This window comes from Streptomyces sp. NPDC055239, from assembly GCF_053606205.1.
Genome location: NZ_JBSGRD010000008.1, coordinates 235568 through 250241, shown reverse-complemented (window position 1 = coordinate 250241; position 14674 = coordinate 235568). Strand labels below are relative to the sequence as shown.

The window sequence follows — 14674 nt, the reverse complement described above, 5'->3', positions numbered from 1 at the left end:
ACCCTACTGGCGGGGGCTGACAGTCAGGGTCTTGAGGGGGCCTGCCTTCCCCACCCTCCGTCGGGGGCGTCGGGTGGGGAAGCTCCCGGCCCTACAGGCCGGGGAGCAGCTCAGCCGCGCTGCCTGACGCGACGTCGCAGGACGGCCGCCCCGGAGAGGCCGAGGGCGACCAGGGCCCCCGCTCCGGCCACGGAGGAGGCAACCGTGACGGGCCCCTCGGCCGAAGCCTCAACCGGAGCCGCAGGGGGCTGCGCGACCGGCTCCTTCCGCTCCTTCGGGGCGAAGCCCCCCGCCTTGCCGGACTTCGCGTACGCCGAGCCGGGCAGCTTGTCGGCGTACGCAGCGTGCACACGCTTCTGATAGGCGGCGACCGAGGCCCCGTCCGAGCCCACGGCACGCACCGCGTCCGCGTTCAGCGGAAGGACCCGCCCCCGCCCCTGCACGTACCAGGCGTTGATCTGCGGCTCGTGGAAGACGGTGCCCCCGGGGAGCTTGTCGGCGCCCACGCGCGCGTAGTGCGTCTCGTCGTCCCCGGTGGCGATGTTCACGACCTTCCAGGAGCCTCCCTGTTTCACCGTCCACAAGGAGGCTTCCTGCCCGTCGGATGAGACCGCCTTGCTGGCGAGGAACTCCACGCGGGCGACCGGCGCGCCCTTCTCTCCGGCGACGAACTCCGGGGAGAGATAGCGCACGGGCACGGCGTCGCCCCGCACACGCGGGTCCGCCGCCGCCTTGCTGACGGCCCCCTCACGTGCGAAGAAGCGGGAGAGCGTGTCGAGGGTCCTGGGAGCGCTCGCGGCCTCGTGGGCCGCGTCCCGGGAAGCGGCGGACGGCCCGGGGTCCGCGGAGGCGTACGGCGCCGCGAGGCCGAGCAGCAGCGTGGCGGCCGACCCGGCGAGTGCCGCCCTCGGGAGACGACGGGAGGGAGGCAGAGGAAGGTGACGGGTCATCGCGCTCACGCCCCGATCCGGTACAGCGAGTGGGTCCAGGAGAAGGTGTTGTTGTTGACGTACCAGCTGTGCGAGGCCCAGTTGTAGCGGTCGTTGGACGGCCACGGATCGCCCCAGTAGACCCAGCTGCTCGCGTCGTCGTACCCGTAGAGGACGTGCATGTGGCCGCCGCCGTTCGACCACTGGATGCGGGTCTCGACCGGGCGGCCCGCGTTGATCTCGGCCTGCACGGTCGGGTAGCGCAGCCAGCCGCTGACGTACGAACCGGCGCTGATGCCCGCCCAGTCGAGACCGTTCTGCACGTCGCCGAGCGTGGCCTGCGAGTTGGGGCACTCGGTGTTCTGGCCCCGCCCGAAGGCGGCGTTGCAGAACTGGTTCTGGCTGTAGTTCTTGCCGTAGAAGGCGGCGATCGTGTTCCCGGACGCGGCCCAGCACCAGTTGGTCTTCTGCTGGGCCTGCATCGTGATGTTCAGGCGCTTGGCGGCGAGGAGCGAGGGGTCCGCGGGGGCTGAGGGGCCGGTCGCGTCGACGGCGCGCACCGCGCTGGACGAGGATATTTCGGGGGCGGCCGTAGCCGTGGCCGCCGGCGCGGCCACCAGGGCCGCCGCCACGACGGCGAGTGCGGACAACCGTCTGCGTCCGCTGTACTTACTGCACTCACTGCTTCTATGGCGCATCGCGTTCCTCCCGAGCGGGGGGTGTGGGGTGGTGGAGGAGCGCGTCCGGACGCTGCGATTGAGCATCGAGTGTTGTCCGGTGCAGGTCAACAAGGTTCAATGCGGGATTACTTGGGCCGTGAACGGCGGCGTACGGATGTGAACACCCCTCGTACGCCCACCTGGTGGCCCGGTCCGACCGGCGCGTATGCCCGGACGGCCGATGTGAATGTTCACAGAAGGGCCTTGCGATGCGGCACGGCACACAGCTCGCGGACGGCGCACCCGCTGACCTGGAGGCCGCGCTGCGCACCGGCCCCTTCCACGTGGCGCTGCGGGCCGCGATCGCCGCACGGCGCCTTCCCCTGCAACGCGTACGGCATCATCTCGCGCGCCAGGGCGTCAACGTAGGTGTGACAAGCCTGAGTTACTGGCAGCAGGGTGCGCGGCGCCCGCAGCGCACCGAGTCGCTCCGTGCCGTGCGCGCCCTGGAGGAAATCCTCGAACTCCCCGAGGAGTCACTGATCCGGCTCCTCGCCAAGTCCTCCGGACACCCCGACTGCGAACGCCCCGCCGCCCGCTCCTACCGCTCCCTGCTCGAAGGGTCCGACGTCCTCCAGGACCTGATCACCGGGCTCGGATCACCGCTCGACGGCGGCCTGCACACCGTCGGCCACCACGAGCGGGTGCGGATCGGCGGGCGCCGCGAGCTGCTCGGCCGCGACTCGCAGCACGTCGTGCGCGCCCACCGGGACGCCGTGGACCGCTACCTCGCGATCTACCGCGGCGACCCCGGCTGCGCACCGGAACGCGTCGGCGTCCACGCCCTGGAGAACTGCCGCACGGGTCGCGTGCGGTGGCACCACGAGACGGGGGTGCTCGTCGCCGAACTGCTCTTCGACTCGCGCCTGCGCGCGGGTGACACACATCTGTTCCGGTACGGCTTCGAGGACGGCACCGCGGGGACGGCCACCGAGTACTTCCGGGGCTTCACCTTCGCGGGCGGGCAGTACGCGCTCCAGGTGCGGTTCGACGAAGGTGCGCTGCCCGTACGCTGCCACCGCTTCGCCCAGCATTCGGCCGCCGCACCGCGCGGCGGGCGCCAGGAGCTGACGCTGAGCGGCAGCCATCGGTCCGTGCACCTCGTGGAGCCGCAGGTGCGGGCGGGGATCCTGGGGATCGCGTGGGACTGGGAGTGAGCATCGGAGTGGGAGCGAGCGTCGGACTCGGAGCGGACGGGCACGCCGGTCGTCAGCCTGCGATGATCTTGCCCTTCTCCACCTTGACCGGCAGCTCCGAGAGCGGGTTGACGGCCGGGTCGTGCAGCACCTTGCCGTTCGTAGCGTCGAACTGACTTCCGTGGCAGGGGCAGATGAGCTTGTGCCCCTCCAGCTTGTTGATGGGGCACTTGGCGTGCGTGCAGATCGTGCTGAACGCCTTGTACTCGTCGTCCGAGATGCGGCTCACGACCACGTTCTCGTCGGTGTAGAGCTTCGAGGCGCCCACCTTCACCTCGTCGGCCGCACCGATGTCCGTCGGCGCTGTCGGCGCCGAACGGTTGGAGCCGCCGTCGCCGCCGGACGAGCAGGCCGTGATCCCCAGACCGGCGGCCGGCACGAGGGCGGCGGCGCGCAGCACGGTGCGACGGGCGGGGGGCGGCGTACCGGGCATGGAATCTCCACAGGTCAGGCGCTTCGGTTACGGATCAGACCATACCGGTGGGGCGCCGCGTGCCCGCGTTGGGCGCGGCCGTGCCCGAGTACCGCCCGTGTCGGGCCGAGCCCGCCCACAAGCCCTAGCCTGTGGCGAAAGCCGGGGAGTACGAGCGCAGAGCCGCCGGCCGAGAGCGCAGAGCCGAGAGGAACCACCCGTGATAGTCGTCGCCGGAGAGGCCCTGATCGACCTCGTCCCGCAGGATTCCGCCGATGCCGGTACCGGGCTGCCCTCCCTCGCCCCGCGGCTCGGCGGCGGTCCGTACAACACCGCGGTGGCACTCGGCCGCCTCGGCTCCCCCGTCGCCTTCCTCTCCCGGATCTCGGCGGACGCGTTCGGTGACGCGCTGGTCGGCGGGTTGCGGGCCGCAGGTGTCGACGTTTCGTCCGTACAGCGGGGCGCCGAGCCGACGACGCTCGCCGTCGCCTCGATCGGCGCGGACGGCTCCGCCGGTTACTCCTTCTACGTCGAGGGCACGGCGGACCGGCTCTTCACGGCCCCGGAGCGGCTGTCCGACGACGTGACGGCGGTGTCGTTCGGCACGTGCTCGCTCGTCCTCGAACCGGGCGCGAGCGCCTACGAGGAGCTGATGCGCCGGGAGGCGGCCCGGGGCGTCTTCACGGCGCTCGACCCCAACATCCGGGCGGGCCTGATCCCGGACGCGGACGCCTACCGTGCCCGGTTCAAGAGCTGGCTGCCGTCGGTCTCGCTGCTCAAGCTCTCGGAGGACGACGCGAGCTGGCTCGGCGGGACTCCGCGGGAGTGGCTCGCGTCCGGCCCCGGCGCTGTGGTGGTCACGCGGGGCGGCAAGGGGCTCACCGTCTTCACACGGGACGGCGGGGAGTGGTCGGTGCCGGGCGAGCAGGTCGACGTGGTGGACACCATCGGCGCGGGCGACACGGTCAACGCGGCCCTGCTGCACGGACTCTCCGCACGGGACGCGCTGTCCACGGAGTCCCTCGCCGGGCTCGGCGCGGACCACTGGGGCGAGGTCCTGAACTTCGCGGCACGCGCGGCGGCCGTCACCGTGTCCCGCGCGGGGGCGGAACCGCCGTACGCGAAGGAGTTGGGCTGAGGCAGGTCAGCCCGTCACCGCGCGAAGACCGCCCGGCTTGCGGCCGTTGAGGCGGTCGAGCGCGGCCGATGACGCTTCGTCGGCAGGCAGGTGCACGATCAGTCGCTGACCGTCGGCGTCGGGCAGCGACAGCGTCTCGTACGAGAGTCGCATCGCGCCGACCTCGGGGTGCGCCATGCGTTCTACGCCACTGTGCCGGGGCAGCCGCGGCACGACCGTCATACGGTCGGCGAACGGCGCACCGGCGATGACGGTCAACTCGTCGGCGAATCCCTCGGCGTGCGGGTCGTCGAGCATGGACTGGCCCCGGAACAAGGCGATCTGCTCGTCGGCGACGGCGTCCCACTCGGGGTAGGCGGTGCGGGCCCGCTCGTCGGTGAACAGGAACCGGACGAGGTTCGGCCGTTCGCTTTCCAGGAGACCGATGGGCCCCACGATCCGCTCGTAGCCCGTGGTGTACGCGAGGATGTCGCTGAGCCGGTTGAAGAGCACGGCGGGCGTGGGCTCCAGGCGGTCGATGAGCGCCCGCACGGTCGGGCGCACCGACTGGGACGGCACGCTCGCCGTCGGGCAGCAGGGGTCGCCGCTCGTCTCCTTCTCCAGGCGGCGCAGGTGGAAACGTTCCTCCACCGTCAGCCGCAGGGCGTCCGCGAGCGCGCCCATCACCTGCGGCGAAGGATGGCGGTCCCGGCCCTGTTCGAGCCGGGCGAGGTACTCGACACTGACCCCGGCGAGCGTGGCGACCTCGGAGCGGCGCAGGCCCGGAGTGCGGCGACGGGGGCCGGTGGGAAGGCCGACTTCGGCGGGCGTGACCGCTTCACGGCAGGTGCGCAGGAAGGTGCCCAGCTCGTTGTCGCTCACCGGCCGAACGTACCAGCTGCCCCCGACCGGATCGTGGCCCTGTCACTACCAGTCTCAGCTCGGCCTTCCTCGCCTCCGTCCCGCCGCGCAGAGTGGAGCGCATGACCACTTCTGACAGCACAGCCACCGCCACGACCGCTTCCGGCGCCCTGCCGCTGCCCGCGGGCAACTGGGAGATCGACCCGTTCCACTCCGCCGTCAACTTCACCATCCGCCACCTCGGGATCTCGAAGGTGCGGGGCCGCTTCAGCGAGGTGACGGCCGGCCTCGTCGTCGGCGAGAGCGCCGAGACCTCATCCGTGACGGCGACCATCGACCTGGCGTCCATCGACACCGGCAACAAGGACCGCGACGCCCATGTCCGCGCCCCTGACCTGCTTGACGTCGAGCGCCGCCCCACGATGGCGTTCCGCTCGACGCGGGTCATCGGCAAGGAGGACGAGTGGACCCTGGAGGGCGAACTGACCATCGGTGACGTGACGAAGCCGGTCACCCTCGCCGTCGAGTTCGGCGGGGTCCAGGCCTTCCCGGGCAGCCCCCGACGCCATGCGGGTTTCGAGGCGACCGGCGAGATCAGCCGCAAGGAATACGGCCTCGACTTCGGTGCCGGGCTGCTCGGCGACGTGGTGAAGATCCAGCTGGACATGCAGTTCCTGGAGCCGGAGACCGCGCCCGCCGAAGGTTAGTCCGGCAGACAGCTAGTCCGGCAGACGGCGGCCGAGCGCTTCACTCACCGCCGGTGAAGGCCCCGTGGCGCCCCTCCCCCGCCGCGAACCTGGCCGCGCCGTCCGCCGCCTCGGCGAGGTACCGCAGGCCGTGGCGCAGTTCACCCGCCATCGCCTCCTCCTCGGTCAGGCCGCCCTGTTCAAGCACGGAGTGCCGGTCGTTCCGCAGGCAGGTCTGAGGGAACGCGGCGATCTCCGCGGCGAGCCGCTCGGCCGCGGCGCGGGACGTGCCCGGCGGTACGGTCCTGTTGACCAGGCCCATCGCCAGCGCCTCGGCGGCGGGTACGGGACGGCCGGTGAGCACCAGATCCATGGCCCGGCTCTCCCCGATGAGCCGGGGCAGCCGCACGGTCCCGCCGTCGACGAGCGGAACGCCCCAGCGGCGGCAGAAGACGCCGAGCACCGCGTCCTCGTCGGCCACACGCAGATCGCACCAGAGCGCAAGCTCCAGGCCTCCGGCGACCGCGTGTCCGGAGATCGCGGCGACGACGGGCTTGGAAAGGCGCATGCGGGTCGGCCCCATGGGCCCGTCCCCCTTCTCGGTCACCTCGTTCCCTGCCGGTGTCCCGATGGCCTTCAGATCCGCACCGGCACAGAAGGTGCCGCCCTCGCCCCACAGCACGGCGACGGACGCGTCGGGGTCCGCGTCAAAGTCCCGGAAGGCGTCCGCGAGCGCACGGGCGGTGGGCCCGTCGACCGCGTTCCGCACGCCGGGCCGGGACAGCACGATGGTGGTGACGGGGCCTGCACGTTCCGTACGTACGGTCATGCAGCCCAGGCGACCACGGGAACGGGCCGCCGGACAAGGGGGAAACCCTTGTCCGGCGGCACGCCCCGTAAGGGGCGCGGGGAACTGCGCGACCAGCCACAGCACACCCGCAGAGGCACACGGCGAACCGTCAGCCCTTACGCGGCTTGGCCACCTTCTTCGGAGCAGCCTTCTTGGCGGTGGCCGTCTTGGCAGCGACCTTCTTGGCGGCGACCTTCTTAGCGGCGACCTTCTTGGTTGCCGTCGAAGCAACAACCCGCTTACGCCCCTGCGAAGGCAACGCATCGCTGATCCGGTCCGACTCCAGGATGTCCCGCAGGAACTTGCCCGTGTGGCTCGTCGGGACCCCCGCGATCTCCTCGGGCGTGCCCTCGGCGACGACGAGACCGCCGCCGTTGCCGCCTTCGGGGCCCATGTCGACGACCCAGTCCGCGGTCTTGACGACGTCGAGGTTGTGCTCGATGACGATGACCGTGTTGCCCTTGTCGACCAGGCCGGACAGGACCGCGATCAGCTTGCTGATGTCCTGGAAGTGCAGACCGGTGGTCGGCTCGTCCAGTACGTAGACGGTCCGTCCCGTCGAGCGCTTCTGCAGCTCGGAGGCCAGCTTCACGCGCTGGGCCTCACCGCCGGAGAGCGTGGGCGCGGACTGGCCGAGCCTGACGTATCCCAGACCCACGTCGTTGAGCGTGCGCAGGTGGCGGGAGATGGCGGGCACCGCCTCGAAGAAGTCGAGCGCCTCCTCGATCGGCATGTCCAGGACCTCGGCGATGGACTTGCCCTTGTAGTGGACGTCCAGCGTCTCGCGGTTGTAGCGCGCCCCGTGGCAGACCTCGCAGGGGACGTACACATCCGGGAGGAAGTTCATCTCGATCTTGATCGTGCCGTCACCGGAGCAGTTCTCGCAGCGACCGCCCTTGACGTTGAAGGAGAAGCGGCCGGGCAGATAGCCGCGGACCTTCGCCTCCATCGTCTCCGCGAACAGCCTGCGGACGTGGTCGAAGACTCCGGTGTACGTCGCCGGGTTCGACCGGGGTGTGCGGCCGATGGGCGACTGGTCGACGTGCACGACCTTGTCGACCAGGTCGTCGCCCTCCACGCGCGTGTGCCGCCCGGGGACGGACTTGGCGCCGTTCAGCTCGCGCGCCAGGTGGGTGTAGAGGATGTCGTTGACCAGCGTCGACTTGCCGGAGCCCGAGACGCCGGTGACCGCGGTGAGGACACCGAGGGGGAAGGAGACGTCGATGTCCTGGAGGTTGTTCTCCCGGGCGCCGTGCACCGTCAGCTGACGGGTGGGGTCCGTGGGGCGGCGCACGTCGGGGATCGGGATGGACTTCTTGCCGGAGAGGTACTGCCCGGTGATCGACTTGTCGTTGGCCAGGAGCTCCTTCATGGAGCCGCTGTGCACGACCTTGCCGCCGTGCTCGCCCGCGCCGGGGCCGATGTCGACGACCCAGTCAGCGACCTTGATGGTGTCCTCGTCGTGCTCGACGACGATGAGCGTGTTGCCCATGTCGCGCAGGCGCACGAGGGTCTCGATCAGGCGGTGGTTGTCGCGCTGGTGCAGGCCGATGGACGGCTCGTCCAGGACGTAGAGCACACCGACGAGGCCCGAGCCGATCTGGGTGGCCAGGCGGATGCGCTGGGCCTCGCCTCCGGAGAGGGTGCCCGCGGCGCGGTTCAGCGAGAGGTAGTCGAGGCCGACGTCGACCAGGAACTTCAGCCGTTCGTTGACCTCCTTCAGGACGCGCTCGGCGATCTTCTTGTCGCGGGCGCCCAGCTTCAGCTCGGCGAGGAAGTCCGCGCAGTCGCTGATGGACATCGCCGAGACCTCGGCGATGGACTTCCCCATGACCGAGACGGCGAGGACGATCGGCTTCAGACGCGTGCCCTCACAGGTGGGGCAGGGCACCTCGCGCATGTAGCCCTCGAAGCGCTCGCGGCTGGAGTCGCTCTCGGCCTCGCTGTGGCGGCGCTTGACGAAGGGGACGGCACCTTCGAAGGCGGTGGTGTAGACCCGCTCGCGGCCGTACCTGTTCCTGTAGCGGACCTCGATCTGCGTCTTGTGGCCGTTCAGGAGGGCCTTCTTGGCGCGCTGCGGGAGTCCGGCCCAGGGCATGTCCGTGGAGAAGCCGAGGGCGTCGGCGAGCGCGCCGACCAGACGTGCGAAGTAATCCTTGGTGTGGCCGTGCGACCAGGGGTGGATGGCGCCTTCGTCGAGCGACTTGTCCTCGTCCGGGACGATCAGCTCGGGGTCGACCTCCATGCGCGTACCGATGCCCGAGCAGTCCGGGCAGGCGCCGAAGGGCGAGTTGAAGGAGAAGGAGCGGGGCTCGAGCTCCTCGAAGGACAGGTCGTCGTACGCGCAGTACAGGTGCTCCGAGTACATCCGCTCGCGCTCGGGGTCGTCCTCGGGGAGGTCGACGAAGTCCAGCACGACCATGCCCCCGGCGAGGCCGAGCGCGGTCTCCACGGAGTCGGTCAGGCGGCGCTTGGCGGAGTCCTTCACCGTGAGGCGGTCGATGACCACCTCGATGGTGTGCTTCTCCTGCTTCTTCAGCGTGGGCGGCTCGGAGAGCTGGATCGTCTCGCCGTCGACCCGCGCGCGGCTGTACCCCTTGGTCTGGAGGTCGGCGAAGAGGTCGACGAACTCGCCCTTGCGCTCGCGCACCAGCGGCGAGAGGACCTGGAAGCGGCTGCCTTCCGGCAGCTCGAGGACCTTGTCGACGATGGCCTGCGGCGACTGCCGGGCGATGGGGCGCCCGCACTCGGGGCAGTGCGGCTTGCCGATGCGCGCGAAGAGCAGGCGGAGGTAGTCATAGACCTCGGTGATGGTGCCGACCGTGGAGCGCGGGTTGCGCGAGGTCGACTTCTGGTCGATGGAGACCGCGGGCGAGAGGCCTTCGATGAAGTCGACGTCCGGCTTGTCCATCTGACCGAGGAACTGCCGGGCGTACGAGGAAAGCGACTCCACGTACCGCCGCTGGCCCTCGGCGAAGATCGTGTCGAACGCGAGCGAGGACTTGCCCGACCCGGAGAGCCCGGTGAAGACGATGAGGGAGTCACGCGGGAGGTCGAGCGAGACGTTCTTGAGATTGTGCTCGCGCGCGCCACGGACGATGAGACGGTCGGCCACGCCGGTCCGCACCTTTCTTGAGAGAAGTGACAGGGGCGGGACCCCTGTCCTTCACAGACTAGGGCGAGCCACTGACAACGCCGGGACGGATGCCCTGGTTGATAACAAACCCGGACCGCCAAGAATGCCCGATGCCGCACCCGACCATATAGCACGTGCATTCGATTTGCGGTGCCGCTCCGACACCTTCACCCGAACGTGTGGCGCGGCTATCGTCGGGCGCATGATTGATCATGTGCGCGACCTGGCGTCTGTACGTGACGCGACCGATCGGCTGCTCACCGCAGCCGCGAAACTGAACAACGATTCGACCGCCGAGCCGTCACGGCTTCCGGGCTGGACCCGCGGTCACGTGCTCGCCCACCTCGCGCGGAACGCGGACGCGCTGGTGAATGTGCTGGCAGGGCGGCCCATGTACGTCAGCGGCGACGCGCGGGACGCGGACATCGAGCGGGACGCGCCCCGGCCGTTGGCCGAGCAGCTCCTTGACGTACGCGAGTCCGCGGAGCGCTTCGAGACCCAGGCCGCCGTCCCCGCTGACTGGTCCCGCACCATCACGATGCGCAACGGGGTGACCGACTCCGCGTCGCGGGTGCCGTTCCGACGGTGGGGCGAGGCGGAACTGCACCACGTCGACCTGGGCATCGGCTACGAGCTGGAGGACCTCCCGGAGGAGTTCGTGCAGCGAGAGATCAGCTTCCTCACCAACCGGTTCCGGAACGCCCCAGGTCTGCCCGCGCTGCTCATCAGGCAGGACGACGGCCGAGGGCTCTACACGGGAGCGGTGGAGGGCGTCACGCTGGAGCAGGTCAAGAGCGGCTACGAAACCCACGTGGACATCACCGTGAGCGGTCGCCAGGCCGACCTCCTCGGCTGGCTCGCGGGCCGTCGTGACGGCTCCGCGCTGACGGCCGAAGGCGGCCTCCTGCCCGCCCTGCCCCCGCTATAGGCTGAGGCGCATGACGTACAGCGGAGCAGTGAAGGTCGGCGGCGGTGCGGACGTACACGAGTTGCAGGACCTGATGATCTCGAAGGTCGCCGTCGGCCCGATGGACAACAACGCCTATCTGCTGCGCTGCCGGGCCACCGACGAGCAGCTCCTGATCGACGCGGCGAACGACGCCGAGACGCTGCTCACGCTGATCGGTGACGACGGCATCGCGTCCGTCGTCACCACCCACCAGCACGGCGACCACTGGCAGGCCCTCGCCGCGGTCGTCGGGGCGACCCGCGCGCGGACCTACGCGGGCCGCGAGGACGCGGTGGGCATCCCGGTGCCCACGGACGTCCCGCTCGTGGACGGCGACACCGTCCAGGTCGGTCACGTCTCGCTCACCGCGCGCCACCTGGTGGGCCACACGCCGGGCTCGATCGCCCTCGTGTACGACGACCCGCACGGCCACCCGCACGTCTTCACCGGGGACTGCCTCTTCCCCGGCGGCATCGGCAACACGCACCAGGACCCGCGGGCCTTCGCGAGCCTCCTGAACGACGTCGAGACGAAGATCTTCGGCACGCTCCCCGACGAGACCTGGGTCTATCCCGGCCACGGGAACGACACGACGCTCGGCACCGAGCGCCCGCACCTGGCGGAGTGGCGTCAGCGGGGCTGGTGAGCAGCCGTACGTCGCCGGGGTTCAGGCCCCGGCGACCAGCGCCGCCACCCGCTCCACCCCGAACGCGTACCCCTGCACACCGCATCCCGCGATGACACCGTCGGCGCGCTGGGAGACGTACGAATGGTGCCGGAACGCCTCACGCTGATGGATGTTGGAGATGTGGACCTCCACCACCGGCATGCCGTCACAGGTGTTGAGCGCGTCGAGGATCGCGACGGACGTGTGCGAGTAGGCGGCGGGGTTGATGACGATGCCCGCGTGGTGCTCGCGCGCCTCGTGGATCCAGTCCACCAGCTGACCCTCGTGGTTGCTCTGCCGCAGGTCCACGGTGCCGCCGTGCGCTGCGGCGGCCTTGGCGCACAGCGCCTCGACGTCGGCGAGGGTGTCCGAGCCGTAGATCTCGGGCTGGCGCTGACCGAGCAGGTTCAGGTTGGGGCCGTTCAGGATCATGATCGGGGCGGTGGCAAGGGTGCGGGTCATGGGGTCAGCGTACTGAGGAGCGGACCGCGTCTCCGTAGCCCCCTGCGGCCGCCTGTCACGGCGTGACCGCCAGTTCCAAGTACGCCGCGAACAGCACCAGATGGACCCCGCCCTGCAGCAGAGTGGCGCGCCCCGGCACGACCGTGAGGGTGCCGACGATCAAGGTGAGCGCGAGCAGCACCATGTGGGTCGGGCCGAGCCCGAGCACCAGCGGCCCGGAGAGCCAGACGGAGGCGACCGCGACGGCCGGGATGGTCAGGCCGATGCTGGCCATCGCGGACCCCAGGGCGAGGTTGAGGCTGGTCTGCACCCGGTCGCGGCGGGTGGCGCGCACGGCCGCGATGGTCTCGGGGAGCAGCACCAGCAGCGCGATGATCACACCGACCACGGAGTGCGGCATGCCGGCGCTCTCCACGCCGGACTCGATCGTCGGTGAGACCCCCTTGGCGAGGCCGACCACGCCGATCAGGGCGAGGGCGAGCAGGCCCAGGCTGATCAGGGCCGTGCGGGTGGAGGGACCTGTGGCTTCCTCGGAGTCGATCACCTCGCCCTTGCGGGTGATCGGCAGGAAGTACTCGCGGTGGCGCACGGTCTGGGTCGTCACGAACAGGCCGTACAGGACGAGCGAGGCGAGGGCGGCGAAGGTGAGCTGCGCCGTGGAGAACTCCGGGCCCTGCTTGCTCGTGGTGAAGGTCGGCAGGACCAGGCTCAGGGTGGCGAGCGTGGCGACGGTCGCGAGGGCGGCGCCGGTGCCCTCGGACTGGAAGACGGCGACGCGGTGGCGGAGGGCGCCCACGAGGAGGCACAGGCCGATGATGCCGTTGCAGGTGATCATCACGGCGGCGAACACGGTGTCACGGGCCAGCGTGGAACTCTTGTCGCCGCCATCGGCCATGAGCGTGACGATCAGCGCGACCTCGATGATCGTCACGGCGACCGCGAGGACGAGCGAGCCGAAGGGTTCACCGACGCGGTGCGCGATCACCTCGGCGTGGTGCACGGCGGCGAGGACGGCCCCGGCGAGCACGAGCGTCACCAGGGCCACGACCGCGCCCGGCAGCTCGCGTCCCCAGGTCAGGACGAGCAGCACGACGGCCAGGATCGGCACGGCCGCCGTCCACTGCGTGGCGAGTCCCCGGAGCCGAGTGATCATGCCTTCGATGCTGCACCGGGCGCCGGGGCCCCGCTACTTCAGATCTGTCATCTCCCGTACGTCGCAGTCCGTGAAGGAAGGACCGCTCGTGCACATCGCGGCGAGCCGCTCCGCCGTCCTCGCGGTCTGCGGAGCTTCGCTGTTGCGCCGCGCGTCCTCGGCCGATGCGAACTCGAGCACGACGAAGAAGCGGCGTGGGTTGCCCCGGTCCTGAAGGACGAGGCGGTGCGTGGGGCCGCCCTCGCGGCCCGTCGCCTGCTGGTCATCCTGCTCGATCACGGATCGCATGTCGTCGATGCGGTCGGTCTCGAACTCGATCATCTGGACGAACTTCATGCGTCCAAGCAAGCACGGGCGGTGGCCCGCGGCAATGAGCCGCGGGCCACCGCCCGTGCTGGTAACTCCTACGCCGGATGCCGTCAGGCGCCGATGCTGTCCTTCGGAGTCTCGTCGGCCGCCTTCTCCGCGGCCTCCTTCTTCGCCTGCTTCTTGTTGGCCATGAGGCTGGTGATCGTGGTGATGACCAGGACACCGCAGATGACGCCGAGCGAGACCGGGATGGAGATCTCGGGGACGTGCACGCCGTTCTCGTGCAAGGCGTGCAGCACCAGCTTCACGCCGATGAAGCCCAAGATGACCGACAGGCCGTAGCTGAGGTGGACCAGCTTCTTAAGAAGTCCGCCGATGAGGAAGTACAGCTGGCGCAGACCCATCAGGGCGAAGGCGTTCGCCGTGAAGACGATGTACGGGTCCTGGGTGAGGCCGAAGATCGCGGGGATCGAGTCCATCGCGAAGAGCACATCGGTGGTGCCGATGGCGAGCATGACGATCATGAGGGGCGTCATGATCTTCTTGCCGTTCTTCTGGATGAACAGCTTGGTGCCGTGGTACTGGTCGGCGACGCCGAACTTCTTCTCGGCGGCCTTCAGGAGGCGGTTCTCCTCCCACTCCTCTTCGTCGTCCCCGGCGCGCGCCTCCTGGATGAGCTTCCAGGCGGTGTAGATCAGGAACGCGCCGAAGATGTAGAAGACCCAGGAGAAGTTGGCGATGACCGCGGCGCCCGCGGCGATGAAGATCGCTCGCAGGACGAGTGCGATCAGCACACCGAACAGCAGCACTCGCTGCTGGAGATGGCTGGGCACCGAGAACTTCGCCATGATCAGGATGAAGACGAAGAGGTTGTCGACACTGAGCGACTTCTCGGTGATGAAGCCCGCGAAGAACTCACCGCCCGCCTGGCCACCGCCCCAGATCAGCAGGCCCACTCCGAAGAGCCCGGCAAGGGCGATCCAGACTCCCGTCCAGATTCCGGCTTCCTTGATCGACACGTCATGCGGCTTGCGCCCGATGAAGAAGTCGACCGCGATCAGGGCACACAGACCAAGAATGGTCAGTACCCAAAGGGTCATTGAAACGTCCACTGCGCCTCCGGCGTCGTACGGCTACTGATCAGCGTCGTCGCTGCCGGAGGTCTCTTCCACCCGAGGCGGCTCACCGCCCCGCGGGCCGACGCCCCGGGACCGATGGCGGTCCGTAT

At 69.9% G+C, this 14674-nt stretch carries 15 protein-coding genes; 5 read left to right on the top strand and 10 right to left on the bottom strand.

The window, feature by feature from the left end:
* Window positions 1–110: 110 nt before the first annotated feature.
* Both ACWFRJ_RS25535 and ACWFRJ_RS25530 read right to left on the bottom strand, forming a co-directional pair.
* Window positions 111–950 carry a hypothetical protein gene (locus ACWFRJ_RS25535; protein ID WP_453535733.1) on the bottom strand — a complete coding sequence of 280 codons (840 nt, stop codon included), beginning with the start codon at window positions 948–950 and terminating at the stop codon, window positions 111–113.
* Window positions 951–955: 5 nt separating this feature from the next.
* On the bottom strand, window positions 956–1627 hold the full coding sequence (locus ACWFRJ_RS25530) for a papain-like cysteine protease family protein (protein ID WP_453535273.1): 672 nt from the start codon (window positions 1625–1627) through the stop codon (window positions 956–958).
* A 230-nt stretch (window positions 1628–1857) separates the two neighbouring features.
* On the opposite strand from ACWFRJ_RS25530, the gene ACWFRJ_RS25525 reads away from it, so the two are divergent.
* The gene (locus ACWFRJ_RS25525; protein ID WP_453535270.1) at window positions 1858–2805 is read left to right on the top strand and encodes a hypothetical protein; all 948 of its coding nucleotides are present in this window, start codon (window positions 1858–1860) and stop codon (window positions 2803–2805) included.
* 52 nt (window positions 2806–2857) lie between these two features.
* Here ACWFRJ_RS25525 and ACWFRJ_RS25520 read toward each other — a convergent pair whose 3' ends face one another.
* Window positions 2858–3277, bottom strand: coding sequence for a Rieske (2Fe-2S) protein (locus ACWFRJ_RS25520; protein ID WP_453535268.1), 420 nt, complete (start codon window positions 3275–3277; stop codon window positions 2858–2860).
* Window positions 3278–3476: 199 nt separating this feature from the next.
* Here ACWFRJ_RS25520 and ACWFRJ_RS25515 point away from each other — a divergent pair, with 199 nt between their 5' ends.
* Window positions 3477–4394, top strand: coding sequence for a carbohydrate kinase family protein (locus tag ACWFRJ_RS25515; RefSeq protein ID WP_453535265.1), 918 nt, complete (start codon window positions 3477–3479; stop codon window positions 4392–4394).
* Between the two features lie 6 nt (window positions 4395–4400).
* On the opposite strand, the gene ACWFRJ_RS25510 is transcribed toward ACWFRJ_RS25515, so the two are convergent.
* On the bottom strand, window positions 4401–5255 hold the full coding sequence (locus ACWFRJ_RS25510) for a helix-turn-helix transcriptional regulator (protein ID WP_453535262.1): 855 nt from the start codon (window positions 5253–5255) through the stop codon (window positions 4401–4403).
* Between the two features lie 101 nt (window positions 5256–5356).
* On the opposite strand from ACWFRJ_RS25510, the gene ACWFRJ_RS25505 reads away from it, so the two are divergent.
* The gene (locus ACWFRJ_RS25505) at window positions 5357–5941 is read left to right on the top strand and encodes a YceI family protein (protein ID WP_453535259.1); all 585 of its coding nucleotides are present in this window, start codon (window positions 5357–5359) and stop codon (window positions 5939–5941) included.
* Between the two features lie 40 nt (window positions 5942–5981).
* On the opposite strand, the gene ACWFRJ_RS25500 is transcribed toward ACWFRJ_RS25505, so the two are convergent.
* Window positions 5982–6749, bottom strand: a complete 768-nt coding sequence (locus ACWFRJ_RS25500; RefSeq protein ID WP_453535256.1) for a crotonase/enoyl-CoA hydratase family protein — start codon at window positions 6747–6749, stop codon at window positions 5982–5984.
* A 130-nt stretch (window positions 6750–6879) separates the two neighbouring features.
* Window positions 6880–9885, bottom strand: coding sequence for an excinuclease ABC subunit UvrA (gene uvrA, locus ACWFRJ_RS25495; RefSeq protein ID WP_453535253.1), 3006 nt, complete (start codon window positions 9883–9885; stop codon window positions 6880–6882).
* A gap of 223 nt (window positions 9886–10108) precedes the next feature.
* Between uvrA and ACWFRJ_RS25490 the strand changes: the two genes are divergently transcribed.
* Window positions 10109–10834 carry a maleylpyruvate isomerase family mycothiol-dependent enzyme gene (locus ACWFRJ_RS25490; RefSeq protein ID WP_453535251.1) on the top strand — a complete coding sequence of 242 codons (726 nt, stop codon included), beginning with the start codon at window positions 10109–10111 and terminating at the stop codon, window positions 10832–10834.
* Between the two features lie 10 nt (window positions 10835–10844).
* Window positions 10845–11501: an MBL fold metallo-hydrolase gene (locus ACWFRJ_RS25485; protein WP_453535248.1), complete on the top strand. Its 657-nt coding sequence runs from the start codon at window positions 10845–10847 to the stop codon at window positions 11499–11501.
* Between the two features lie 21 nt (window positions 11502–11522).
* Here the strand turns inward: ACWFRJ_RS25485 and aroQ are convergent, their stop codons facing one another.
* The 4 genes from aroQ to ACWFRJ_RS25465 form a co-directional block, all read right to left on the bottom strand.
* A complete protein-coding gene (aroQ, locus tag ACWFRJ_RS25480; protein WP_453535245.1) occupies window positions 11523–11984 on the bottom strand; it encodes a type II 3-dehydroquinate dehydratase in 462 nt (153 codons plus the stop codon).
* Window positions 11985–12039: 55 nt separating this feature from the next.
* On the bottom strand, window positions 12040–13137 hold the full coding sequence (locus ACWFRJ_RS25475; protein ID WP_453535242.1) for a calcium:proton antiporter: 1098 nt from the start codon (window positions 13135–13137) through the stop codon (window positions 12040–12042).
* Window positions 13138–13170: 33 nt separating this feature from the next.
* Complete coding sequence (locus ACWFRJ_RS25470; protein WP_453535239.1) at window positions 13171–13473, bottom strand: hypothetical protein; 303 nt, start codon at window positions 13471–13473, stop codon at window positions 13171–13173.
* An 83-nt stretch (window positions 13474–13556) separates the two neighbouring features.
* Window positions 13557–14558: a TerC family protein gene (locus ACWFRJ_RS25465; protein ID WP_453535237.1), complete on the bottom strand. Its 1002-nt coding sequence runs from the start codon at window positions 14556–14558 to the stop codon at window positions 13557–13559.
* Window positions 14559–14674 lie beyond the last annotated feature (116 nt).